This is a genomic window from Micromonospora sp. DT233, assembly GCF_049841815.1.
Classification (GTDB): domain Bacteria; phylum Actinomycetota; class Actinomycetes; order Mycobacteriales; family Micromonosporaceae; genus Micromonospora.
The window spans coordinates 49,190-70,906 of record NZ_JBNCLB010000014.1; the positions used below are offsets into that span (position 1 = coordinate 49,190).

At 73.9% G+C, this 21,717-nt stretch carries 20 protein-coding genes and 1 pseudogene; 13 read left to right on the top strand and 8 right to left on the bottom strand.

Going from position 1 to position 21,717, the window contains the following annotated elements; translation table 11 throughout:
- Window positions 1–111 precede the first annotated feature (111 nt).
- The gene (locus ACLQ2V_RS23385; protein ID WP_425720700.1) at window positions 112–477 is read right to left on the bottom strand and encodes a sterol carrier family protein; all 366 of its coding nucleotides are present in this window, start codon (window positions 475–477) and stop codon (window positions 112–114) included.
- A 157-nt stretch (window positions 478–634) separates the two neighbouring features.
- On the opposite strand from ACLQ2V_RS23385, the gene ACLQ2V_RS23390 reads away from it, so the two are divergent.
- Entirely contained in the window at window positions 635–2,785 is a 2,151-nt protein-coding gene (locus tag ACLQ2V_RS23390; protein ID WP_425720701.1) for a carboxypeptidase-like regulatory domain-containing protein, read from the top strand.
- A gap of 222 nt (window positions 2,786–3,007) precedes the next feature.
- Here ACLQ2V_RS23390 and ACLQ2V_RS23395 read toward each other — a convergent pair whose 3' ends face one another.
- The 4 genes from ACLQ2V_RS23395 to purS all read right to left on the bottom strand — a co-directional run bounded on the left by ACLQ2V_RS23395 (window position 3,008) and on the right by purS (window position 7,869).
- Window positions 3,008–3,262, bottom strand: coding sequence for a hypothetical protein (locus ACLQ2V_RS23395; RefSeq protein WP_425720702.1), 255 nt, complete (start codon window positions 3,260–3,262; stop codon window positions 3,008–3,010).
- 833 nt (window positions 3,263–4,095) lie between these two features.
- Complete coding sequence (gene purL / locus ACLQ2V_RS23400) at window positions 4,096–6,861, bottom strand: phosphoribosylformylglycinamidine synthase subunit PurL (RefSeq protein ID WP_425720703.1); 2,766 nt, start codon at window positions 6,859–6,861, stop codon at window positions 4,096–4,098.
- 64 nt (window positions 6,862–6,925) lie between these two features.
- Window positions 6,926–7,609, bottom strand: coding sequence for a phosphoribosylformylglycinamidine synthase subunit PurQ (gene purQ / locus ACLQ2V_RS23405; protein ID WP_425720704.1), 684 nt, complete (start codon window positions 7,607–7,609; stop codon window positions 6,926–6,928).
- Window positions 7,606–7,869 (bottom strand): phosphoribosylformylglycinamidine synthase subunit PurS, encoded by a 264-nt coding sequence (gene purS, locus ACLQ2V_RS23410; RefSeq protein ID WP_425720705.1) that lies wholly within the window; start codon window positions 7,867–7,869, stop codon window positions 7,606–7,608. The genes purQ and purS overlap by 4 nt, the downstream gene beginning before the upstream one ends.
- Window positions 7,870–8,227: 358 nt before the next feature.
- Between purS and ACLQ2V_RS23415 the strand changes: the two genes are divergently transcribed.
- Together ACLQ2V_RS23415 and ACLQ2V_RS23420 are read left to right on the top strand one after the other, a co-directional pair.
- Window positions 8,228–8,911, top strand: coding sequence for a S1 family peptidase (locus ACLQ2V_RS23415; protein WP_425720706.1), 684 nt, complete (start codon window positions 8,228–8,230; stop codon window positions 8,909–8,911).
- 63 nt (window positions 8,912–8,974) lie between these two features.
- Window positions 8,975–9,540: pseudogene (locus ACLQ2V_RS23420) on the top strand (YbjQ family protein).
- 154 nt (window positions 9,541–9,694) lie between these two features.
- On the opposite strand, the gene purB reads toward ACLQ2V_RS23420, so the two are convergent.
- The gene (gene purB, locus ACLQ2V_RS23425; protein ID WP_425720707.1) at window positions 9,695–11,119 is read right to left on the bottom strand and encodes an adenylosuccinate lyase; all 1,425 of its coding nucleotides are present in this window, start codon (window positions 11,117–11,119) and stop codon (window positions 9,695–9,697) included.
- An 87-nt stretch (window positions 11,120–11,206) separates the two neighbouring features.
- Here purB and ACLQ2V_RS23430 point away from each other — a divergent pair, with 87 nt between their 5' ends.
- Together ACLQ2V_RS23430 and ACLQ2V_RS23435 are read left to right on the top strand one after the other, a co-directional pair.
- Window positions 11,207–11,407 (top strand): type II toxin-antitoxin system VapB family antitoxin, encoded by a 201-nt coding sequence (locus ACLQ2V_RS23430; protein WP_425720708.1) that lies wholly within the window; start codon window positions 11,207–11,209, stop codon window positions 11,405–11,407.
- Between the two features lie 5 nt (window positions 11,408–11,412).
- A complete protein-coding gene (locus tag ACLQ2V_RS23435) occupies window positions 11,413–11,838 on the top strand; it encodes a PIN domain nuclease (protein WP_425720709.1) in 426 nt (141 codons plus the stop codon).
- Between the two features lie 103 nt (window positions 11,839–11,941).
- Here the strand turns inward: ACLQ2V_RS23435 and ACLQ2V_RS23440 are convergent, their stop codons facing one another.
- Window positions 11,942–13,234, bottom strand: coding sequence for an acetyl-CoA C-acetyltransferase (locus ACLQ2V_RS23440; protein WP_425720710.1), 1,293 nt, complete (start codon window positions 13,232–13,234; stop codon window positions 11,942–11,944).
- Between the two features lie 56 nt (window positions 13,235–13,290).
- Between ACLQ2V_RS23440 and ACLQ2V_RS23445 the strand changes: the two genes are divergently transcribed.
- The 7 genes from ACLQ2V_RS23445 to ACLQ2V_RS23475 all read left to right on the top strand — a co-directional run bounded on the left by ACLQ2V_RS23445 (window position 13,291) and on the right by ACLQ2V_RS23475 (window position 20,490).
- Entirely contained in the window at window positions 13,291–14,664 is a 1,374-nt protein-coding gene (locus tag ACLQ2V_RS23445) for a 3-oxoacyl-ACP reductase (RefSeq protein ID WP_425720711.1), read from the top strand.
- Window positions 14,664–15,794, top strand: a complete 1,131-nt coding sequence (locus ACLQ2V_RS23450) for a MaoC/PaaZ C-terminal domain-containing protein (protein ID WP_425720712.1) — start codon at window positions 14,664–14,666, stop codon at window positions 15,792–15,794. The genes ACLQ2V_RS23445 and ACLQ2V_RS23450 overlap by 1 nt, the downstream gene beginning before the upstream one ends.
- Window positions 15,795–15,874: 80 nt before the next feature.
- Window positions 15,875–16,627: an NUDIX hydrolase gene (locus tag ACLQ2V_RS23455; RefSeq protein WP_425720713.1), complete on the top strand. Its 753-nt coding sequence runs from the start codon at window positions 15,875–15,877 to the stop codon at window positions 16,625–16,627.
- Window positions 16,624–17,613 carry a serine/threonine protein kinase gene (locus ACLQ2V_RS23460; protein ID WP_425720714.1) on the top strand — a complete coding sequence of 330 codons (990 nt, stop codon included), beginning with the start codon at window positions 16,624–16,626 and terminating at the stop codon, window positions 17,611–17,613. Before ACLQ2V_RS23455 ends, ACLQ2V_RS23460 begins: the two co-directional genes overlap by 4 nt.
- Before the next feature lie 10 nt (window positions 17,614–17,623).
- Entirely contained in the window at window positions 17,624–18,598 is a 975-nt protein-coding gene (locus ACLQ2V_RS23465; RefSeq protein ID WP_425720715.1) for a hypothetical protein, read from the top strand.
- Complete coding sequence (locus tag ACLQ2V_RS23470) at window positions 18,595–19,848, top strand: adenylosuccinate synthetase (RefSeq protein WP_425720716.1); 1,254 nt, start codon at window positions 18,595–18,597, stop codon at window positions 19,846–19,848. The genes ACLQ2V_RS23465 and ACLQ2V_RS23470 overlap by 4 nt, the downstream gene beginning before the upstream one ends.
- A gap of 42 nt (window positions 19,849–19,890) precedes the next feature.
- The gene (locus tag ACLQ2V_RS23475; RefSeq protein WP_425720717.1) at window positions 19,891–20,490 is read left to right on the top strand and encodes a DedA family protein; all 600 of its coding nucleotides are present in this window, start codon (window positions 19,891–19,893) and stop codon (window positions 20,488–20,490) included.
- A 63-nt stretch (window positions 20,491–20,553) separates the two neighbouring features.
- On the opposite strand, the gene ACLQ2V_RS23480 is transcribed toward ACLQ2V_RS23475, so the two are convergent.
- Window positions 20,554–21,189 carry a TetR/AcrR family transcriptional regulator gene (locus ACLQ2V_RS23480; protein ID WP_425720718.1) on the bottom strand — a complete coding sequence of 212 codons (636 nt, stop codon included), beginning with the start codon at window positions 21,187–21,189 and terminating at the stop codon, window positions 20,554–20,556.
- A 75-nt stretch (window positions 21,190–21,264) separates the two neighbouring features.
- Between ACLQ2V_RS23480 and ACLQ2V_RS23485 the strand changes: the two genes are divergently transcribed.
- Window positions 21,265–21,717 (top strand): SCP2 sterol-binding domain-containing protein, encoded by a 453-nt coding sequence (locus tag ACLQ2V_RS23485; protein WP_425720719.1) that lies wholly within the window; start codon window positions 21,265–21,267, stop codon window positions 21,715–21,717.

A 21,717-nucleotide genomic window follows, 5' to 3' on the forward strand; every position in this document is an offset into this window, starting at 1 on the left:
GGATCCGCGTTTCCTCGGCCGGGGACCACTGTCGTCGGCTGACAGTGTACGCGAATCCATGTCGACACATAAAGTCACGAATCGCTCCCTCTGCGTGATCAGCGCGCCGGACTACCCACCCGCCTGGAGCGGCAGGTACGCGGAGAGGTCCGCCCGCGCCCCGCTGACCCGCACGCGCCCTTCGGCCACGGCCTCCGACCAGCTTCGCCGCCCCGTGGCCAACTCCAACCAGGTCGCCGGGTCCAGCTCGACCACGTTCGGCGGGGTGCCCCGGGTGTGTCGGGGACCGAGAATGCACTGAACTGCACCGTAAGGTGGGACCCGCACCTCCACCGATCGGCCGGGTGCACGCTCCACCAAGGCGGTCAACAGGGCACGGACCGCCTCCCGGAACACCGGCCGTTCGGGCGTACGGCCCTCGTCGAGCGCGGCCAGGGCGACGGCGACGGCCGGTGAATTGCTGTGCGGAGAGGACACAACGGGACGATACGACTCGCGTCCGACGCTTTCGCCACTGCCCCTGGGTCGCGCCGATCCGGTCAGACAAGGCATAGTTGCCGTCGGCGTATTCGAACCGTGATCATCCCCGGCCCGGTGCCCCGCGGCCAGGGAAGTAGCCCGGAAGGCGGTGGACGTGTCAGCACACCGACGTGCCTGGAAGCAGCGGGCCGGTGTGGTCGTGGCGGTGGCATTCGGCGCACTGCTGGCCGTCCCCGCCACACCCGCACTGGCGGCCGAGATCACCGTCGTCCCTGGCTCGATCAGCCTGAACGCCGGCAGCGACGCCACCGTGGTGGTCCGCGTGACGCCCGGCGAGGGTGAGGAGGACGCGGCCGCCACCATCAGCCTCAGCGGCCTGCCCGCCGGGGTGAGCTGCGCCGACGGCTGCGGCCCGATCAAGTTCACCGGTGGCCCGCGGATCCAACCCTTGAAGATCCGGGCCGGCGACAACGCGCCCGACGCCAGCGGCGTCACCGCCTCGGTCGGCATCGCGCCGGAGGGCGGCGCTGCCGCCTCCGCCCCCCTCCGGATCACCGTCCGCGGCAAGGCCGAGCCGGAGCCGACCAAGCCGCAGGTGCAGACCGTCAAGTCCGTCTCCGGCAAGGTGGTGGCGAGCGCCAACGGCCAGTCCGTGCCGAACGCCGTCGTCATGCTCCAGGACAGCGCCGGGCACCGCTACGAGACCACCAGCAACGACAGCGGCAACTGGCGCTTCTCCGGCAGCACGTCGAGGCCGATCGCGCCGGGCCGGATCGACCTCGGCGCGATCCAGGGCGAGGTCCGGGCCACCAAGTTCTTCACCGCCTCGGCCGGGCAGAGCGTGAGCGGGCAGCGGATCATCCTGGCGATCCGGGTCGAGACGACCCCGAGCCCCACGCCGTCGGCCACCAAGGAACCGGAGCCCACCGAGGGGCCGCTCGAGGAGACCGCCGAGGAGCCCACCGAGGCCGCACCGGCCGCACCGGAGAACGCCGCCGCCGAGGACGAGGACTCCGGCGGCTTCGGTTCCTGGCTGCTCATCCTGCTCGGCGGCCTCTTCGTGGCCATCGGCGTGGGCACGTTCGTGCTGCTCTGGATGAAGCGTCGGGAGAACGGCGACGACCCCGACGACGCCCCGCCCGGGGGTGCCGCCGCGGTGCCCGCCGCCCGGGGTGCCTTCGCCGGCGCGGACGACCGGACCAGGGTGGTCGACCGGGTGGGTGCCGGCCCCGACCCGACGATGGTCGGCGGCGCCTCGCTCAGCGACGCGCCCACGATGATGCACCGACCGGTCGTCGACGACGTCCCGCCGGACCCGTACGGCGCCCCGCCGGAGCCCTACGGCACCGGCGGCTGGGGTGCGAGCGGCGGCTACGGCTCCGAGACCCAGGGCGGCTACGGCGCGGCCGGCGGCTACGGCAGCGCCCCCGCCTCCGGCGCGGGGTACGGCAGCGGCGGGGCGGGCGGCTACGGCGCCGACGCCCCGGCCTCCGGCGGCGGGTACGGCGGCGCCTCCCCCAGCGGCGGGTACGGCGCAGCGCCGGCCGCCGGTGGTTACGGCGGCGCACCGGCCGACGGCGGCTACGGCGCGGCACCGGCCTCCGGCGCGGGCTACGGCAGCACTGGCGGCTACGGCGCCGACGCCCCGGCGTCCGGCGGCGGATACGGCAGCCGTGACTACGGCGCGGCGGGCGGCGCGGCCGGTTACCCGGCCCAGGGCCAGGGCGGCGGCGGTTACGGCGAACGCTACGACGAGCCGACCGGGCGGTACACCGGCGAGGGCACCTCCTCCTACACCCCGCCGGCCGACCCCTACCCGACCAGCACCTACCAGGCCGACCAGGGGCACGGCTACGGCCAGCCCGAGCCGGCGCAGTACGGCGCCCAGGGCGGCGAGCCCGCCGGCGGCGGCTACGGCCAACAAGGCGGGTACGAGGCCGGCCAACAGGGCGGCGGCTACGGCCAACAAGGCGGGTACGGTGCCGGCCAGCAGGGCGGCGGCTACGGCCAACAGGGCGGCTACGAGGCCGGCCAGCAGGGCGGGTACGGCGGCTACGACCAGCGCGGCGGCTACGGTGCCGAGGGCTACGGCGGTCAGCCCGGCGGCTACGGTCAGCCCGGCGGGTACGGCCAGGAGGCCGCCCCGCAGCGCGCCGGCTACGACCAGCCGGCCGGCTACGACCAGCAGCCGGGCGGCGGCTACTACGGTGACCAGCCCCCGGCGGAGCGGGGCCGGCCGGACGGCCCGCCGCCGCAGCAACAGGATCGCACCGGTCGGCGGCTGGACTGGCTGGACAACGACTGACCGGCGCGGGCGACTTCGCCCCGCATTCGAACGAGGAGAGCGGCTGCCCGGCTGGGCGACCGCTCTCCTCGTCTTTCGGCGATCGCCCCTCCCGCACCGCCACCACCTCCGACCAAACCGGTGCGCGGACCAAGCGGCGCAGCCACACCCGGATTCTCGGAAGTTCACGTCACCGGTGAACGTGGAGTGTCCACGGTCTCCAAATCGGTCCAACGCGCACGACTACGTGCGCCTCCTGGCCGGTCTCCTCCGCAGCACCACCGTGATGGCACTGATCGAGGCGACCGCCACCCCGCCGATCGCGGTGATCGCCGCCTGACCGATCGTGTCGATGCTCTGGCCGTACGCGAGGGCGATCCAGAGCACCGCCCCGATGGACATGACCACGACCAGCACAAGCGCGCCGATCAGAGCGTTCTCCGTGCTGACCGGCTCTCCGGGCTGGTGTTGCCCGGTTCCTCTCGTTACCGTAGTCACCTGACGTCGTTCCTCCTGTAATCGGTCCTTGCCTGGGACATGTCACGGGCGGCGTCGGTCAAGGCGACCCCCGGGTTGCAGCCCGGGGGCCTCGCCGCCTCGGCCCGATATTGCAGGCCGGTCGCTCAGCCGACGCTGATCGGCACGACAGGACGACCTCCACGAGCCGGCGTCGCATCAGTGCCCTTGGAACAAGGGACACTGTCTCGCAATTCTGGCCCATCACACAATACTGTTGGCCGTGAATGCAACTCCCACGCGCGCTCTTTCATTCAGGGACTCCAATCCCGCCCCGTTTTCCCAAGGGTGAATGAATCGTTCCTGACCGCGCCGGCAAAGAACTGACGGTTCCCTGGTTGGCGACACAGGTCGTCCCGCCGGCGTGGCTCCGGCCGGCGCGGTCGCACCGGGCACCGTGGCCGGGGTGGACGAAGACCCCAAAGGTCACCCACTCAGCGCTGGCCCGGCCCGCCGTCACCAGGGGCCGCCGAGGCCGGCCGCACGCCGAGGCCGGGGGCCTGGAATCAGGCGGCGGAGAGGACGGCTCGGCGCAGCACCGGTACGACCGCCGACACGGCCACTTCCACGGCGACCCCGTCACGTCACCGGCGAAGCCGCGCTCGGCCATGTCCCGGCCGAAGACGCAGCCGCGCACGGTGGCCGGCACGCCCGAAGTCCTGGCCAACGCGGCAAGCGCCAACGCCGCCCCGGCCAGCCCTCACCGGCACGCCCGGGGTGCTGGCCAACGAGGCAAGCGCCTCGCCGCCCCGGCCAGCCCTCGCCGGAACCGGGCACCGGAACCGGGTTGGGCGAGGACGACCGGGGTCACCTGCTCAGCGCTGGTGGGGCCCGCCGTCGCCGGGGGCCGCCGGGCCGGTCGCCCCGTCGGCCCGCTCCGTCTCGGCCTGCGGACCGGTCACGGACGCGTCGCCCGGGACATCCGCGTCCGGCTGGGAGGCGGGGGCCTCGGCCGGCTCGGCGGCGCGGGCGTGCCCCGCATCGGCCGGCGGCGCGGCGATCTGCTCCGCCTCGTCGCCCACCGCACCGGCGGGCTCCGCCGAGCCGGTCGCCTCGGCGGAGCCGAGGCCGGCAGCACCGGCAACCTCGGCACCAGCAACTTCGGTGCCGCCGAAGAGCCGGGGCAGCGTCGCGCCGTGCGTGGCGCGCAGCTCGTCCAGGCCGATCCGGAACTGGCCGCGCACCTCGAGGGCGCCGCCGGCCTGGTCGGTGACCCCGATGAGCTCCCACGGGACCCCGCGCTCGGCGCAGAGCGCGGTGAACGCCTTCTCGTGGCCGCGCGGCACCGCGACCAGGACCCGCCCGGCCGACTCGCTGAACAGGAAGACAAACGGCATCGAGCCGCCGGTGAACTGCTCCGGCACCGCGATCTGCGCGCCGACGCCGCGCCGCAGGCAGGACTCGACGAGGCTCTGCGCCAGCCCGCCGTCGGAGAGGTCGTGGGCGGCGCTGACGTGCCCGACCCGGGCGGCCTCGGCCAGCAGCTCGGCGAGCTGCCGCTCCCGGCCCAGGTCCACCTGCGGCGGGATGCCGCCGAGGTGCTGGTGGGTCACCCAGGCCCACTCCGAGCCGGAGAGCTCCACGTGCGTCTCGCCGAGCAGGAAGAGCTGGTCGTGATCGCCTGCGGCGCGCGGGACGAAGCCCATCGGCACCCGGTCAGCGACGTCGTCCAGCACCCCGAGCACGCCGACCACCGGGGTCGGGTGGATGGCCGCCGCGCCGGTCTGGTTGTAGAAGCTGACGTTGCCGCCGGTCACCGGGATGCCCAGCTCCAGGCAGCCGTCCGCCAGGCCGCGCACGGCCTCGGCGAACTGCCACATCACGCCCGGGTCCTCCGGCGAGCCGAAGTTGAGGCAGTTGGTCACGGCGATCGGCTTCGCGCCGGTCGCGGCCACGTTCCGGTACGCCTCGGCCAGCGCCAGCTTCGTCCCGTTGTACGGGTCGAGGCGGGCGTAGCGGCCGTTGCCGTCCAGCGACAGGGCGACGCCCAGGCCGGTGCGCTCGTCGATGCGGATGACGCCGGCGTCCTCCGGCTGGGCGAGCACGGTGTTGCCCAGCACGTAGCGGTCGTACTGCTCGGTGACCCAGGTCTTGTCGGCCAGGTTCGGCGAGGCGATCATGCGCAGCACGGTCTCCCGCAGCGCCTCCGGGTTCGTCGGCCGGGGCAGCGTCTCGGCCCGGTCGGCCTGGATCAGGATCAGGTCGGCCGGCTCCCGCATCGGCCGGGCGTAGACCGGGCCGTCGTCGACCAGCGAGCCCGGCGGGACGTCCACCACGAGCTGGTCGCGCCAGGTGATGACCAGCCGGCCCGGCCGGCCGTCCGCCGAGGGCGCGGTGACCTCGCCGATCGCGGTGGCCCAGACGCCCCACTTCTCGGCGGTCTTGAGCACCGCCTCCAGCTTCTCGGGGGCGACGACCAGCAGCATCCGCTCCTGGGACTCGCTGGCCAGGATCTCCTGCGGCTCCATCGAGGGCTCGCGCAGCGGCACCCGCTCCAGCCAGACCCGCATGCCGGTGCCGGCCGACGCGGCGGTCTCGGTGAGCGCGCAGGTCAGCCCCGCGCCGCCGAGGTCCTGGATGCCGACGACCAGCTCGGCCTCGTACAGCTCCAGGCACGCCTCGATGAGCAGCTTCTCCATGAACGGGTCGCCGACCTGCACCGACGGGCGGCGCTTCTCGCTGCCCTCGTCGAAGGTGGCGCTGGCCAGCACCGACACGCCGCCGATGCCGTCGCGGCCGGTCCGGGCGCCCATCAGCACCACGACGTTGCCGGGGCCGGTGGCTTCCTTCTTCTGCAGCCGGTCGACGGGCAGCACGCCGAGGCAGAGCGCGTTGACCAGCGGGTTGCCCTGGTAGCAGGGGTCGAAGACGACCTCGCCGCCGATGTTGGGCAGGCCGAGGCAGTTGCCGTAGCCGCCGACGCCGGCCACCACGCCGGGGAGCACCCGGGCGGTGTCGGGGTGGTCGGCGGCACCGAAGCGCAGCGGGTCCATCACGGCCACCGGGCGGGCGCCCATGGCGAGGATGTCGCGGACGATGCCGCCGACGCCGGTCGCCGCGCCCTGGTACGGCTCGACGAAGCTCGGGTGGTTGTGCGACTCGACCTTGAAGGTCACCGCCAGCTCGTCGGAGACCTGCACCACGCCCGCGTTCTCGCCGATGCCGGCGAGCAGCCGGTCGCTCGGCGGGGCCTTCTCGCCGAACTGGCGCAGGTGCACCTTGCTCGACTTGTAGGAGCAGTGCTCGCTCCACATGATCGAGTACATGGCCAGCTCGGCCTGGGTGGGGCGGCGGCCGAGGATGTGCCGGATCCGGTCGTACTCGTCGTCACGCAGGCCCAGCTCCGCGTACGGCTGGAGCTCGTCGGGGGTCTCCGTGGCGCGCGGCACGGTGTCCAGGCCGTGTGCCCAGTCGTCGGTCGGGGCGGGCCGGGGCGGGGCCGGCTGACGGGCCGGGGCGACGGGCCGGGCCGGTTCGACCGGGCCGGGCTGCGCCGCCACGGGAGCCGCGTACGGCTCTGCGGGGATGGCCGGAAAGCCGCCCCGGGTCTGCCGTAGCGCCGGGTCCGGGTGGGTGGTCATGACCTCTCCTCGCTGCGCTTGCCGCCGCAGGGGCGCCTGAGCCGACCGATGATGCCGCGCACGGTCACGCCGGGGCCCCCACCAGGTGCTTGAGCACCGAGGTGAAGAAGCCGAGGCCGTCCAGGGAGGGGCCGGTGAGCGCCTCCACCGCGTGCTCGGGGTGCGGCATGATGCCGACCACGTTGCCGGCGGGGTTGGTGATCGCGGCGATGTCGCGCTGCGATCCGTTGGGGTTGCCGCCGACGTAGCGGGCGACGACCCGGCCTTCGGCCTCGAGCTCGTCCAGCGTCGCGGCGTCGGCGACGTAGCAGCCCTCGCCGTTCTTGACCGGGATCAGCACCTCCTGGCCGGGCTGGAACGTGTTCGTCCAGGCCGTGCCGGCCGCCTCGATGCGCAGCACCTGGTCGCGGTTGCGGAAGTGCAGGTGCTGGTTGCGGGTGAGCGCGCCGGGCAGCAGGTGCGCCTCGCAGAGGATCTGGAAGCCGTTGCAGATGCCGAGCACGGGCAGGCCGCCCCGGGCGGCGTCCACCAGGGTCTCCATCACCGGGGCGAACCGGGCGATGGCGCCGCAGCGCAGGTAGTCGCCGTAGGAGAACCCGCCGGGCAGGACGACGGCGTCGACCCCGCGCAGGTCCGCGTCGCCGTGCCAGAGCCGGACCGGCTCCCCGCCGGCGAGCCGCACGGCCCGCGCCGCGTCCCCGTCGTCGAGCGAGCCGGGGAACGTCACCACACCGACGCGGGCGGTCACCGGCGGGAGTCCACGATCTCGTCGGCTTCGGCCAGGCGGACGGTGTAGTCCTCGATGACCGGGTTGGCGAGCAGCTTGTCGGCGATCTCCCGGGCCTGGTCCAGGTCCGGTTCACCGGTGAACTCGATCTCGATCCGCCTGCCGATCCGGACGGCGGCGACGTCGCTGACGCCGAGCCGGGGCAGCGCGTTTGCGACGGCCTGGCCCTGAGGATCGAGGATCTCGGGCTTGAGCATGACGTCGACGACGACGCGAGGCACTGGGCACTCCTGACTGTGTACGCAGTTGGGTGCCGACCCACAACGGGCGAGCGGAGCCAGCCTACCTGGCAGATACGGCCCCAGCCGCACCGGCCGGGGACAGTTCGGGCGGTGATCAACATAACGGTGGGATGGGCGGTCATATCGTGACCGATCCCCTGCGGAACGTCCGGGAGCAGGTGATTCGCCACGCTCACGGACGCCGAATTGTTACATCACCCGACCTCGATCGAATGCTTGTCGACAGAACCGACCACCCCTAGTATCCATCGTCAAGAGTCGATGAGCTCCGGCGGGCGGTCCATCCCGCCGGCGCGACCCGGCGACCCCGGGTCGGAGCCAAGGAGAGTGCGTCCCCATGCGTATCCGTTCCATGCTCGCCGTGGTCGGCACCGCCCTCGTCGGCGTCCTCGGCGCCAGCACCGGCGCCGTCGCCGCGCCGGCCGGCCCCCAGCCGATCATCGGCGGCGGCACCGTCTCCTCCGCCCCGTGGGCCGCCGCCGTGTTCAGCAACGGCTCGTTCACCTGCTCCGGCAGCGTCATCGCCGCGCAGTGGGTGCTCACCGCCCGGCACTGCGTCAGCGGCACCATGTCGGTGCGGATCGGCAGCGTCTACTACGCCTCGGGCGGCACCACCCGCACCGTGAGCTCCTCGCAGACCCGCAACGACCTGGCCCTGCTGCGGCTCTCCAGCGCGGTCAGCACCTCCACCGTGACGCTGGCCCGCAGCAACCCGCCGGTCGGCTCCACCAACACGATCTACGGCTGGGGCATGACCTGCTACAGCGGCTGCTCGGCCGCCAGCCAGCTCAAGACCGCCAGCGTCCGGGTGACCAGCACCAGCGTCACCGACGCGTACGGCGGCCAGGCGATCCGCAGCACCCGGATCAACGGCAACGCCTGGCGCGGCGACTCCGGCGGGCCGGAGTTCTACAACGGCCAGCAGGTCGGCGTCGCCTCCACCGCCGACGGGTCGAGCATCCAGAACTACGGCAGCGTCGCGTACAACCGGTCCTGGATCACCTCGGTGGCCGGTGTCTGACGGTCCCACCCCCTGACGGCCCGTCCGGCCCGCGCCGGGTGGTTGACGCCGTGCTCGGCGCGGATGGCCGGCGACACGCCGGTCGTCCGCGCCGACTCCTTTTGCAGCATCCGGTCGGCCGAGCACGGCCGACGCACCGGCCCCCGCCGATAGGACAGCATCGAAGGGTGCTGGTCGTGACGACGGATCAACTGCCCGGCTACGAGATCCGCCAGATCCTCGGCGAGGTGGTGTCCTCGATGGCCCGGACCCGCAACCCGTACCGAGAGGGGGTCAAGAACCTGCGCGGCGGCGCGTACGACCCGATGGCGCCGGACAACCTGACCCGCTGGCGTACGGACTCGGTGGCCCGCCTCGGCGAGGAGGCCCGCCGGCTCGGCGCGAACGCCGTGATCGGCATGCGCTTCGACAGCCGGGACTGCGGCGAGATGTGGATGGAGATCTGCGCCTACGGCACCGCGGTGATCGTGGCCGCCACGACCCCCGACGTCATGCCCCCCGACCAGCCCCTGATCGCCGCCGAAACGGCCAGCGACCCCGCCATCGCCGAGGCCCCCGGCGGCATCGCCGAACCGGCCAGCGCCCCAAACCTGGCCTCGGCCGCCGAAACCCCCACCCGCAAGACCTAACCCCACCCCACCCCACCCCGGCCCCACCCCACCCCGTCCTTCGCGGTTGATCAAGAGGTTTGCGTCAAGCTGAAGATCGAACTTGACGCAAACCTCTTGATCAACGCACTAAGGCCGGGGTTAGGGCCGGGGTTGGGCCTTGAGGCGGCTGGCGTCAGAGGATGGGTGGGGGGGTGTAGGTGGCCGCGTCGGGGTGGGTGGTGACCAGCTTGGCGATTCGGGTCGTTACCGCGTTTATCTGGGCGCTTGCCGCGCCGGTGAAGGCGTTGCGGTCCGCGACTAGGGCGTCGATGTCGGTGCGGGAGAGGTTTAGGCGTTCGTCGGCGGCCAGGCGGTCGAAGAGGTCGTTCTCCGGGGCGCCCCGCTCGCGCATGGCCAGCGCCACGGCGACCGCGTGCTCCTTGATCGCCTCGTGCGCGGCCTCCCGGCCGACGCCCCGGCGGACCGCCCCGACCAGGATCTTCGTGGTGGCCAGGAAGGGCAGGAACCGCTCCAACTCCCGGTTGATCACCGCCGGGTACGCCCCGAACTCGTCCAGGACGGTGAGGAACGTCTGGAACAGCCCGTCGGCGGCGAAGAACGCGTCCGGCAGGGCGACCCGGCGGACCACCGAGCAGGAGACGTCCCCCTCGTTCCACTGGTCGCCGGCCAGCTCGCCGACCATCGACAGGTACCCCCGGATGATCACCGCGAAGCCGTTGACCCGCTCGCTGGAGCGGGTGTTCATCTTGTGCGGCATGGCGCTGGAGCCGACCTGCCCCGGCTTGAAGCCCTCGGTGGCCAGCTCCTGGCCGACCATCAGCCGGATCGTGGTGGCCAGCGACGACGGCGCGGCGGCGACCTGGGCCAGCGCGGCGAGCACGTCGAAGTCGAGCGAGCGGGGATAGACCTGGCCGACGCTGTCGAGCACCCGGGCGAAGCCAAGGTGCGTGGCGACCCGGTGCTCCAGCTCGGCGACCTTGTCGGCGTCGCCGTCGAAGAGGTCGAGCTGGTCGGCCGCGGTGCCGACCGGGCCCTTGATCCCGCGCAGCGGGTACCGGGCGATCAGGTCGTCGAGCCGCTCGTACGCGATCAGTAGCTCCTCGGCGGCCGACGCGAAGCGCTTGCCCAGCGTGGTGGCCTGCGCGGCGACGTTGTGCGAGCGGCCGGTCAGCACCAGCGGCGCGTGCTCCTGGGCGAGCCGGGCCAGCCGGGCCAGGGTGGCCACCACCCGGTCGCGGACCAGCTCCAGCGAGGCGCGGACCTGGAGCTGCTCGACGTTCTCGGTGAGGTCCCGCGAGGTCATGCCCTTGTGCACGTGCTCGTGCCCGGCGAGCGCGCTGAACTCCTCGATCCGGGCCTTCACGTCGTGCCGGGTGATCCGTTCCCGGGCGGCGATCGACGCCAGGTCGACGTCGTCGAGCACCCGCTCGTACGCCTCGACCACCCCGTCGGGGACGGGCACGCCGAGGTCCCGCTGGGCCCGCAGCACGGCGAGCCAGAGCCGGCGCTCCATCCGGACCTTCTCCTCCGGCGACCAGAGGGCGACCAGCTCGGGCGAGGCGTAGCGGTGGGCGAGCACGTTCGGGATCGTCGTCACGTGCCTCATTCTCCCGGACGCCGAAGCACCCTCCCCGCCAGCCCACCTCGGATATACTCTGCGGGTCATTCGTATATAGGGGGGGCCGTGACCAAGATTCTCGTGGACGTCGACGACGAGGCCCTGGCCGACGCGGCCAAGGCCTTCGGCACCCGGACGAAGAAGGAGACGGTGAACGTGGCGCTGCGCGAGGGGGCCGCCCGCCTGCGCCGCGCCCGCGCGCTCGCCGAGCTGGGCGCGCGGGCGCAGGCCGGGGACTTCGACGAGCTGCTCGACAAGGACAGCTAGCGGTCGTGAGGCTCGCCGACTACCTGCTCGACACCAGCGCGCTGGTGCGCCTGCTCCGGGACCCGGCCCTGCGGTCGCGCTGGGAGCCGTCCGTCACCGCCGGGCTGCTCGCCGTCTGCCCCCTGGTCGAGCTGGAATTCCTCTACACCGCGCGGTCGGTCGCCGACCGGGCGTGGCTCGGCGAGCAGCTGCGGGCCGCGTTCAGTTGGGTGGCCATGCCGGACCGGAGCTACGAGCGGGCCGCCGAGATCCAGCAGGAGCTCACCGAACGGGGTGCCCACCGGTCGGCCGGCACCGTCGATCTGCTGCTCGCGGCCACCGCCGAATATCACGGCCTCTGCCTGCTGCACTACGACCGCGACTTCGACCAGGTCGCCGCCGTCACGGGCCAGCCCGTGCGGTGGATCGCCCCGGCCGGCACGATCAAGTAACCGCTGCCCGCCGGGCCGATCACGCAGCCGCTGGCCGCCGGGCCGGCGAGGGCCGCCGCGCCCCCGCCGGCCCGCTCCGTCGGCGTTACCGAAGCCCGATCGGTCAGCGCTCCAGGATCGCCGTCACGCCCTGGCCGCCCGCGGCGCAGATCGAGATCAGGCCGCGCCCGGAGCCCTTCTCCGCCAGCAGCTTGGCCAGGGTGGCCACGATCCGGCCGCCGGTCGCGGCGAACGGGTGCCCGGCCGCCAGCGACGAGCCGTTGACGTTGAGCTTCTCCCGGTCGATCGCGCCCAGCGGGGCGTCCAGGCCCAGCCGCTCCTTGCAGAACTCCGGCGACTCCCAGGCGGCCAGGGTGGCCAGCACCTGCGAGGCGAAGGCCTCGTGGATCTCGTAGTGGTCGAAGTCCTGCAACGTCAGTCCGGCCTGGGCCAGCATCCTCGGCACGGCGTACGCGGGGGCCATCAGCAGCCCCTCGTCGCCGTGCACGAAGTCGACGGCGGCCGTGGCGGACCAGCTGAACCAGGCCAGCACCGGCAGCTGGTGCTCGCGCGCCCACTCCTCGCTGGCCAGCAGCACCGTGGAGGCGCCGTCGGTGAGCGGGGACGAGTTGCCGGCGGTCATGGTGGCCCGCTCGGCGTCCGGGCCCCTGGTCCCGAAGACCGGCTTGAGCGAGCCGAGCTTCTCCAGGCTGCTCTCCGGGCGGAGGTTCTGGTCCCGGGTCAGCCCCAGGTACGGCGTCATCAGGTCGTCGAAGAAGCCCCGCTCGTACGCGGCGGCGAGCCGCTGGTGGGAGCGGAGTGCCAGCTCGTCCTGGGACTGCCGGTCGACGTTCCAGCGCAGCGCGGTGCGGGCGGCGTGCTCGCCCATCGAGAGCCCGGTGCGCGGCTCGGCGTTACGCGGGATCTCCGGGCGGAACGGCTGCGTGGGGCGCAGCTTCGCGGCGATCTTCAGCCGCTCGCCGAGGGTGCGGGCGGAGTTGAGCCGCAGCAGGGTGCGGCGCATCTCCTCGTTGATCGCCAGCGGGGCGTCGGAGGTGGTGTCCACGCCGCCGGCGATGCCGACGTCGAGCTGACCGAGGGCGATCTTGTTGGCGACCAGGATCACCGCCTCCAGGCCGGTGCCGCAGGCCTGCTGGATGTCGTACGCCGGGGTGTGCGGGTCGAGGCGGGAGCCGAGGACCACCTCGCGGGTGAGGTTGAAGTCCTTCGAGTGCTTCAGCACCGCGCCCGCGACCACCTCGCCGACCCGCTGGCCGGCCAGCCCGAACCGGGCCACCAGGCCGTCGAGCGCCGCGCCGAGCAGGTCGGCGTTGGACGCGTCGGCGTACCGGGAGTTGGACCGGGCGAAGGGGATGCGGTTGCCGCCGATGACCGCCACTCGCCGGATGCTCTGCACGTTGCCGCCTCCAATTCAGGACTTGCCCACAACCTACTGGCCAGTAGGCTACGCCTATGACCGACAGGTACGCGAGCTTCGTCCGATCGGGGGCGGGCCGGGCGCTGGTCAAGCGCCTGGGCCTGCCCGACCCGCCACGACTGCGCCGGCACACGCCCGGCGACCCGCTGCTCCCCGGGCCGGTCCTGCTCGGCGCGGCGACCGGGGGCCGGCTCGCCGAGCCGACCACCAGGATCCTGACCGCCGCCGGGGTCGAGCTGGCCGACCCGGCCGCGACCACCGACCCGGCCGCCACCGGCACCGCACGGCGGCACGCCGCCCTGGTGTACGACGCCACCGGCATCACCGACTCCACCGGCCTGCGCCAGCTCTACGACTTCTTCCACCCGCAGGCCCGGTCGGTGCTGCCCAGCGGGCGGGTGATCGTCCTCGGCACCCCGCCGGAGGAGTGCGACGCCCCGCGCGAGGCGACGGCCCAGCGGGCCCTCGAGGGGCTGACCCGCAGCATCGGCAAGGAGTTCGGCCGGGGCATCACCGCCCAGCTCGTCTACGTCACCGCGAACGGGGACGCCGGCACCACCACCGGGCTGGAGTCCACCCTGCGCTTCCTGCTCTCCGGCCGCTCCGCGTACGTCTCGGCGCAGGTGGTCCGGGTCGGTGCCGGCGCCGCCGAGCCGCCGGCCGACTGGAACCGCCCGCTGGACGGCCAGGTCGTCCTGGTCACCGGCGCGGCCCGGGGCATCGGCGCGGCCCTGGCCCGGGTGCTGGCCCGCGACGGGGCCCGGGTCGTCGCGCTGGACGTCCCGGCCGCCGGCGACGAGTTGGCCGCCGTGGCCAACGAGATCGGCGGCACCGCCGTGCAGCTCGACCTGACCGCCCCGGACGCGCCGACCCGGCTCGCCGACCACCTGGCCGACCGGCACGGGCACGTCGACGTGGTGGTGCACAACGCCGGCATCACCCGGGACAAGACCCTCGGCCGGATGGACGCCGACCGGTGGAACTCGGTGCTCGACGTGAACCTCTCCAGCCAGGAGCGGATCAACGACGTGCTGCTGGAGCGGGGGCTGATTCCGGCCGGCGGGCGGATCGTCTCGGTCTCCTCGATCGCCGGGATCGCCGGCAACCGGGGCCAGACCAACTACGCCACCTCCAAGGCCGGCGTGATCGGCCTGGTGCACTCCCTGGCCCCGGTGCTGCGCGAGCGCGGGATCAGCATCAACGCGGTCGCCCCCGGATTCATCGAGACCCGGATGACCGCCCGCATCCCGCTGGTGATCCGGGAGGCGGGTCGCCGGATGAACAGCATGGCCCAGGGCGGCCAGCCGGTCGACGTGGCCGAGACGATCGGCTGGCTCGCCTGGCCGGCCAGCGGCGCGGTCAGCGGCAACGTCGTCCGGGTCTGCGGCCAGAGCCTGCTGGGGGCGTGATGGCCAGGGCTGACGACCACGCCGACGACCTGTCGGTGCACGAGCTGATCGAGGGGCCGACCGACGTCATCTCCCCGCAGGAGCTGGCCGCCGCCCGGGCCGCCGGCGCCGCCGAGACGGGCCGCCGCGGAGAGCCGGACGACGCCGGCCCTGGCCGGGCAGGGCAGCCCGGCCACGCCGCCACGGGCCAGGGGCACCCCGCCCACGCCGGGGACGGCCACCCCGACCACGCCGGGAACGGCGACGCCGACCACGCCGGGAACGGCGACGGCCGGCGGGTGGTGGCGCTGCCCCGGCTGCCGCAGGCCGGCCCGCTCTACCGGCGGGCCCTGCTCGGGGCCCTGCCCGGGGTGGGCGGCCGGCGCGGCGACACCCTGCCGCAGGTCGAGCTGACCGCCGCCGGGGTCACCGTCGACCGGGCGCACCTGGCCGCCTACGACCGGGTCTGCGGGTTCCGGCTGACCGACCGGCTGCCGGTGACGTACCCGCACGTGCTGGGCTTCCCGCTGGCGCTGCGGCTGATGACCGCGCCGGACTTCCCGATGCCGCTGGTCGGGTTGGTGCACGTGGCCAACCGGATCACCGCGCACCGGCCGATCTCCGCCGGCGAGACGCTGGACTTCTCCGCGTACGCGGAGCACCTGCGCCCGCACGAGCGGGGCCGGCAGGTCGACGTGGTGCTGGTCGGCTCGGTCGACGGGGAGGAGGTGTGGCGGGGCGTGTCGACGTACCTGGGCAGGGAGCGCTCGGCCGGCGGCGGCGAGCGCCGCGACCGGGGCGAGCGGCCCGCGCCGCCGGCGGCCACCGCGCACTGGCGGGTGGACCCTCGGGTGGGCGTGGCGTACGCGCAGGTCTCCGGCGACCGCAACCCGATCCACACCTCGCGGCTCGGGGCGCGGCTGTTCGGCTTCCCGCGCCCGATCGCGCACGGCATGTGGAGCAAGGCCCGCTGCCTGGCCGCGCTGGAGGGCCGGCTACCGGAGGCGTACACCGTGGAGGTGGCCTTCAAGCTGCCGGTGCCGCTGCCGACGACGGTGGCGCTGAGCGCCACGGCCGGCGACGGTGGCTGGGAGTTCGCCCTGCACGACGCGCGGACGGGCCGTCCGCACCTGGTGGGTGCCGCGCACTGACGAAGTCGGGGGTTGGCGGCGGCCCCCGCATACGCTAAGTTGTTCTCACATAGAGTTTTTCTCAGAGTGAGAGAGATGCCGTGAACGAGCAGCAGTACCTCGCCGCCTACGACCCCCGCGACTACCCGGCCGTGGCCGTCACCGTCGACGTGGTCGCCCTGACCATCCGCGACGGCGCGCTGCACCTGCTGCTCGTGCGCCGGGGCGCACCGCCGTTCGAGGGCTACTGGGCGCTGCCCGGCGGCTTCGTCCACACCGACGAGGACCTCGCCACCGGCGCCCGCCGGGAGCTGGCCGAGGAGACCGAGCTCGGCGGCGCGCGGCTGGGCCGGATCCACCTGGAGCAGCTCGGCAGCTACGGCAGCCCCGACCGGGACCCCCGAATGCGCATCGTCTCCGTGGCGCACCTCGCGTTCGCCCCCGACCTGCCCGACCCGGCCGCCGGCAGCGACGCCGACGACGCGATCTGGCTGCCGGTGACCGCGCTGCCCAGCCGGCAGCTCGCCTTCGACCACGCCCGGATCATCGACGACGGCCTCGAGCGGGCCCGCTCCAAGCTGGAGTACACGCCGCTGGCCACCCGCTTCCTCGCCGACGAGTTCACCATCACCGAGCTGCGCGCCGTCTACGAGACGGTCTGGGGGCACCCCCTGCACCCCGGCAACTTCCACCGCAAGGTGCTCTCCGTGCCGGGCTTCGTGGAGAGCACCGGGGCCAGCACCGAGCGCGGCGGCGCCCGGGGCGGCCCCCGCGCCAAGCTCTACCGCGCCGGCGACGCCCGGCTGCTGCACCCGGCGCTGCTGCGCCCCGCCCGGGAGGAGACGGTGCGATGAACACCGACGAGGCCCTCCGGCTGGTCGCGGCGGCCCGCACCGACGCCGACCTCTTCGGCTCCGACGCGCCCGCCCACCGCTACCGCGAGCTGGTCGCGGCCCTGCACCCCGACCGGCTGGGCGCGCTCGACGAGGCGGTACGCGCCGCGGCCACCGACGCGTTCGTGCGGGTCACCACCCGGTGGCGGGCCGGCCGGGCGGACGCCGACGGCGGGTTCCCGCTCGGGGCGTACCGGCTCGGCGCGCTGGCGCATGCCGGCGACCTCGCCGACCTCTACGACGTGGGCGCGGACCGGCTGCTCAAGCTGCCCCGCGACCCCGCCGACAACGACCTGATGGCCCGCGAGGAGCACGCCCTGCGCACCATCGCCGACCGCGGCGACCCGCGCTACCTGCCCTACGTGCCCCGGCTGGTCGACGCCTTCCGGCACCGGGAGGCCGGCACCGGCGCGGAGCGGCGGATCGTCGTGCTGGCCACCGCGCCCGGACTGCACGACCTGCACGAGGTGCGCCGGGCGTACCCGGATGGGGTGGACGCCCGCGACGCGGCCTGGATGTGGCGGCGGCTGCTGGTCGCCCTCGGCCTGGCCCACCGGGCCGGCGTGGTGCACGGCGCGGTGCTGCCCCGGCACGTGCTGATCGAGCCCGACGGGCACGGCGTGGTGCTCGTGGACTGGTGCTTCTCGGTCGTCGGCGACGGCACGATCCCGGCGCTGGTGCCCGGCCAGGAGCAGTGGTACCCGGCGGAGGTCGCCGCGAAGCGCCCCTGCGGGCCCGGCACCGACCTGGCGATGGCCGCCGGCTGCATGCGCTGGCTGATGGGCGACCGGGCCCCGCGCGAGCTGCGCGCCTTCGCCGACGGCTGCCGCCTGCCGGCCCTGAGCTCCCGGCCCGACGACGCCTGGCGGCTGCTGGCCGAGCTGGACGAGGTGCTGGAGCGGCTCTACGGGCCGCGCACCTTCCGACCCTTCACCCTCACCCCCTAAGGAGGCTGCCATGGGCAGTGGAATGTGGTCCACCGACGTGTACGACGCCGCCGACCGGTACCGCCGGAGCACCGGCAAGAGCGCGTTCGCCTACAGCGACAGCGGGGCCCGCCAGGTGCACCCCGCGCTCGACCCGCGCGGCGCGGTCCGGGAGAGCCGCGACTCGGCCGAGCACCCGCAGTCGACGGCCATCTCGGTGCTCTTCGACGTGACCGGCTCGATGGGGAAGGTCCCCCGCACCCTGCAGGCCAAGCTGCCGCAGCTGCTCGGGCTGCTGCTGCGCCAGGGGTACGCCCGCGACCCGCAGATCATGTTCGGCGCGATCGGCGACGCCACCTGCGACCGGGTGCCGTTGCAGGTGGGGCAGTTCGAGTCCGACAACCGGATGGACGACGACCTCGGCCGGATCGTGCTGGAGGGCGGCGGCGGCGGTCAGATGATGGAGTCCTACGAGCTGGCCATGTACTACCTGGCCCGGCGCACCGTCACCGACTGCTGGGCCAAGCGCGGCCGACGCGGCTACCTGTTCATCATCGGTGACGAACTGGCCTACCCCCGGGTGGACCGGCAGCAGGTCAGCCAGTGGACCGGCGAGGAGCTGAGCGAGGAGGTGTCGCTGCGGCAGATCGTCGACGAGGTGACCCGCCGCTGGGACCTGTACTACCTGCTCCCCACCGGCAGCCACTACGCCCGCAACACCAAGGTGTTGGACTTCTGGCGGGACCTGCTCGGGCAGAACGCGGTCGTGCTGGACGACGTGGACGCCGTCTCCGAGACCATCGCGCTCACCATCGGCCTCGGCGAGCAGGCCGTCGACCTGGACCAGGGGCTCGCGGACCTGAAGCGGGCCGGCTCGACGGCCACCGGCACGGTCTCCCGGGCGCTGGCCCCGCTCGACCCGGCGCGGGCCCGGGTCGGCACGCTGCCGGCCGCGTCGACGCTGCCCGCCATCGGTGGCGGCGGCCGGGGGGTCACCCGGCTGTGACGCACGTGATGGTGGTCGACCTCGGCTACGGCGACGCCGGCAAGGGCACCGTCGTGGACTGGCTCTGCGCGACCCGGCCCGTCCACACGGTGGTCCGCTTCAACGGGGGCGCGCAGGCGGCGCACAACGTCGTCCTGCGCGACGGGCGACACCACACGTTCGCCCAGTTCGGGGCGGGGACGTTCCGCCCCGGGGTGCGGACCCACCTGGCGCGGCACGTGGTGGTGGACCCGCTGGCGCTGGCCGCCGAGGCCGACCACCTCACGTCGGTGGGGGTGCCCGACGCGCTCGACCGGCTCACGGTCGACGGGGAGGCGCTGCTGGCCACCCCCTACCACCGGGCCGCCAATCGGGCCCGGGAGCTGGCCCGGGGGGCCGACCGGCACGGCTCCTGCGGGCTGGGGGTGGGCGAGGCCGTCGCGTACGGGCTCGCCCACCCCGACTCCGCACCGCGGGTGGCCGACTGCCGCACCCCGGCGGTGCTGCGCCGCCGCCTCACCGAGCTGCGCGAGCGGCTGACCGCCGAGCTCGGCCCGCTGGACGCCCCGCCGGTCGCCGACTGCCTGCCCGCGTTCACCGCGTTCGGCGAGCGGGTGGCGATCGTCGACCGCACGTACCTGGCCGGGGTGCTGTGCGCCGGGACCTGCGTCTTCGAGGGGGCGCAGGGGGTGCTGCTCGACGAGTGGCATGGCTTCCACCCGTACACGACGTGGAGCACCACCACGTTCGCCAACGCCGAGGGCCTGCTCGCGGAGGCGGGCCAGGCCGGCGCGGCGCAGCGGCTCGGGGTGCTGCGCATCGCCACCACCCGGCACGGCCCGGGGCCGCTGGTCACGCACGACCCGGCGCTGCCGCTGGCCGACCCGCACAACGCGACGAACCCGTGGCAGGGGCGGTTCCGGTTCGGCCACTTCGACGCGGTCGCCCACCGGTACGCCCTGGCGGCGGCCGGCGGGGTCGACGGCCTCGCCCTGACCCACCTCGACCTGGCCGGCTCCGGCCTGCGGATCTGCCGCCGCTACGACACCGTCGAACGGCTGACCCCCGGCCCGCCCGGTGACCTGGACCGGCAGGCCGCGCTCACCGCCCGGCTGCTGGCCGTCCGCCCGGTCTACGACGACGCCCCGCCGGCCGACTGGCCCTCGGCCGTGCAGGAGGCGCTGGGCGCCCCGGTGGTGCTCACTTCCCGCTCGCCCACCGCCGAGGGCAAGGCCGTCCGAAAGGGCGTCGCGTCCGCGGCCGTTGTCTAGGAACAGCCCCTCCCGCGCGTCGCGGCGGCCGAGCATGGGGGCATGCAGTCGGTGCTCGACCTGCTCCACCACACGATCACCTCGCCGTGGGTCTACCTGGTGATCTTCCTGGTCACCTCGGCGGACGCCGTCTTCCCGGTGGTCCCCGGCGAGACGGTCGTGGTCACCGCCGGGGTCTTCGCGGTGGGCGGGCAGCCCGACCTGGCCGCGGTGATCGCGGTGGCGGCGCTGGGCGCGCTGGCCGGTGACCACCTGTCGTACGCCATCGGCAGGGGCGGCGGGGCGCAGCGGCTGACCCGGCTGCCGGCGGGCAGCCGCCGGCGCACCGGCACGGACTGGGCCCGCCGGGCGGTGGGGCGGCGCGGCGGGCTCATCCTCGTCACCGCCCGCTACCTGCCCGGCGGCCGCACGGCGGTGACCCTGACGATGGGGGCCGTGCGGTACCCGCTGCGCTCGTTCCTGCTCTTCGACGCCCTGGCCACCGCCTCCTGGGCGGTCTACTGCGGCCTGCTCGGCTACTTCGGCGGGCTGGCCTTCGAACGCAATCCCGTCGCCGGGCTGCTGGCGGGCGTGGGGCTGGCGGTCGCGGTCACCGCGCTGATGGAGACCGTCGGCTGGCTGCGCCGCCGCACCCATCGCTGAGCCGCCGCGGCACCACTGCGGGCCGGGCGCTGGGCGCTGCGGGCCGGACGACGAGGGCGGCGGCTACGGGCCGGGGTGCCAGGTGACGCCGCGCAGGAGCTGGTCGGCACCGACCCAGGCGACGTTCATCATCCGGGTGGCGGTCTTCTCCGGGTCGGCCTCCGGGTGGTCGGCGAGCCAGTCGGCCAGCGACTCGCTCGCGCCCACCAGGGCGTACGCGACGACCTCCAGGTCCATGTCGCTGACCTCGCGCCCTCGGGCGCGCAGCGCGTGGTCGAGCATTCCGGCGACCACCTCGACCAACCGGCCCCGCATGGTGGCGAGGTCACCGGCGAACGGCTGGGAGCCCCGGGCCTGCCGGTAGAGCACCGCCCAGCCGTCCCGATGCGCCCCGACGAAGCCGAAGAACGCCCGCAGCCCCCGCCAGAGCCGCTCGTCGGCGTCGAGATCGGGGGCGGCGGCACCGGCGATGGCCTCCATCATCCGGGTGCCCTCCCGGTGCAGGCAGGCGACGAAGAGCTCCTCCTTGGTGCCGAGGTACGCGTAGACCATGGGTTTCGAGATCCCGGCGTCCTCGGCGATCTCGTCCATGCTGGCGGCGTGGAAGCCGCGACGGGAGAAGACCCGGACGGCCGCGTCGAGCATCTGCTGCTCGCGCACGGCCCGGGGCAGGCGCTTGAAGGTGGGGCTGCTGGACACCTTGCGAGCATACCTACTCGTGCGTAAGGTTACGCTTGAGTAACCTAAATCCGCTGCACCGAGAGGTTCATCGTCATGACTGACTTCGACCCGGCGAACTTCGCCAACTACGGCCCGAAGGAGTTCGCCCAGCTGGTCAAGTCCACCCCGGACAGCAAGATCGCCGAGGTGATGTCCAGCGACGTGCGCGGCAAGGTCCTCGGCGAGGTGTTCAGCCGGATGCCGTCGATGTTCCGCGCCGACCGGGCCGGCTCCACCAACGCGGTGATCCACTGGAACATCACCGGTCGCCCCGACGGCGGCACCGACACCTACGAGGTCGTCATCGCCGACGGCACCTGCGTGGTCAACGACCCGCCGCAGCACGACCCGAAGCTGAGCCTCACCATGGGCCCGGTCGAGTTCCTGAAGATCGTCTCCGGCGGCGCGAACCCGGTGATGATGTTCATGACCGGCAAGCTGAAGGCAAAGGGTGACCTGGGCCTGGCCGCCAACATCGCCAACCTGTTCAACATCCCCAAGGCCTGA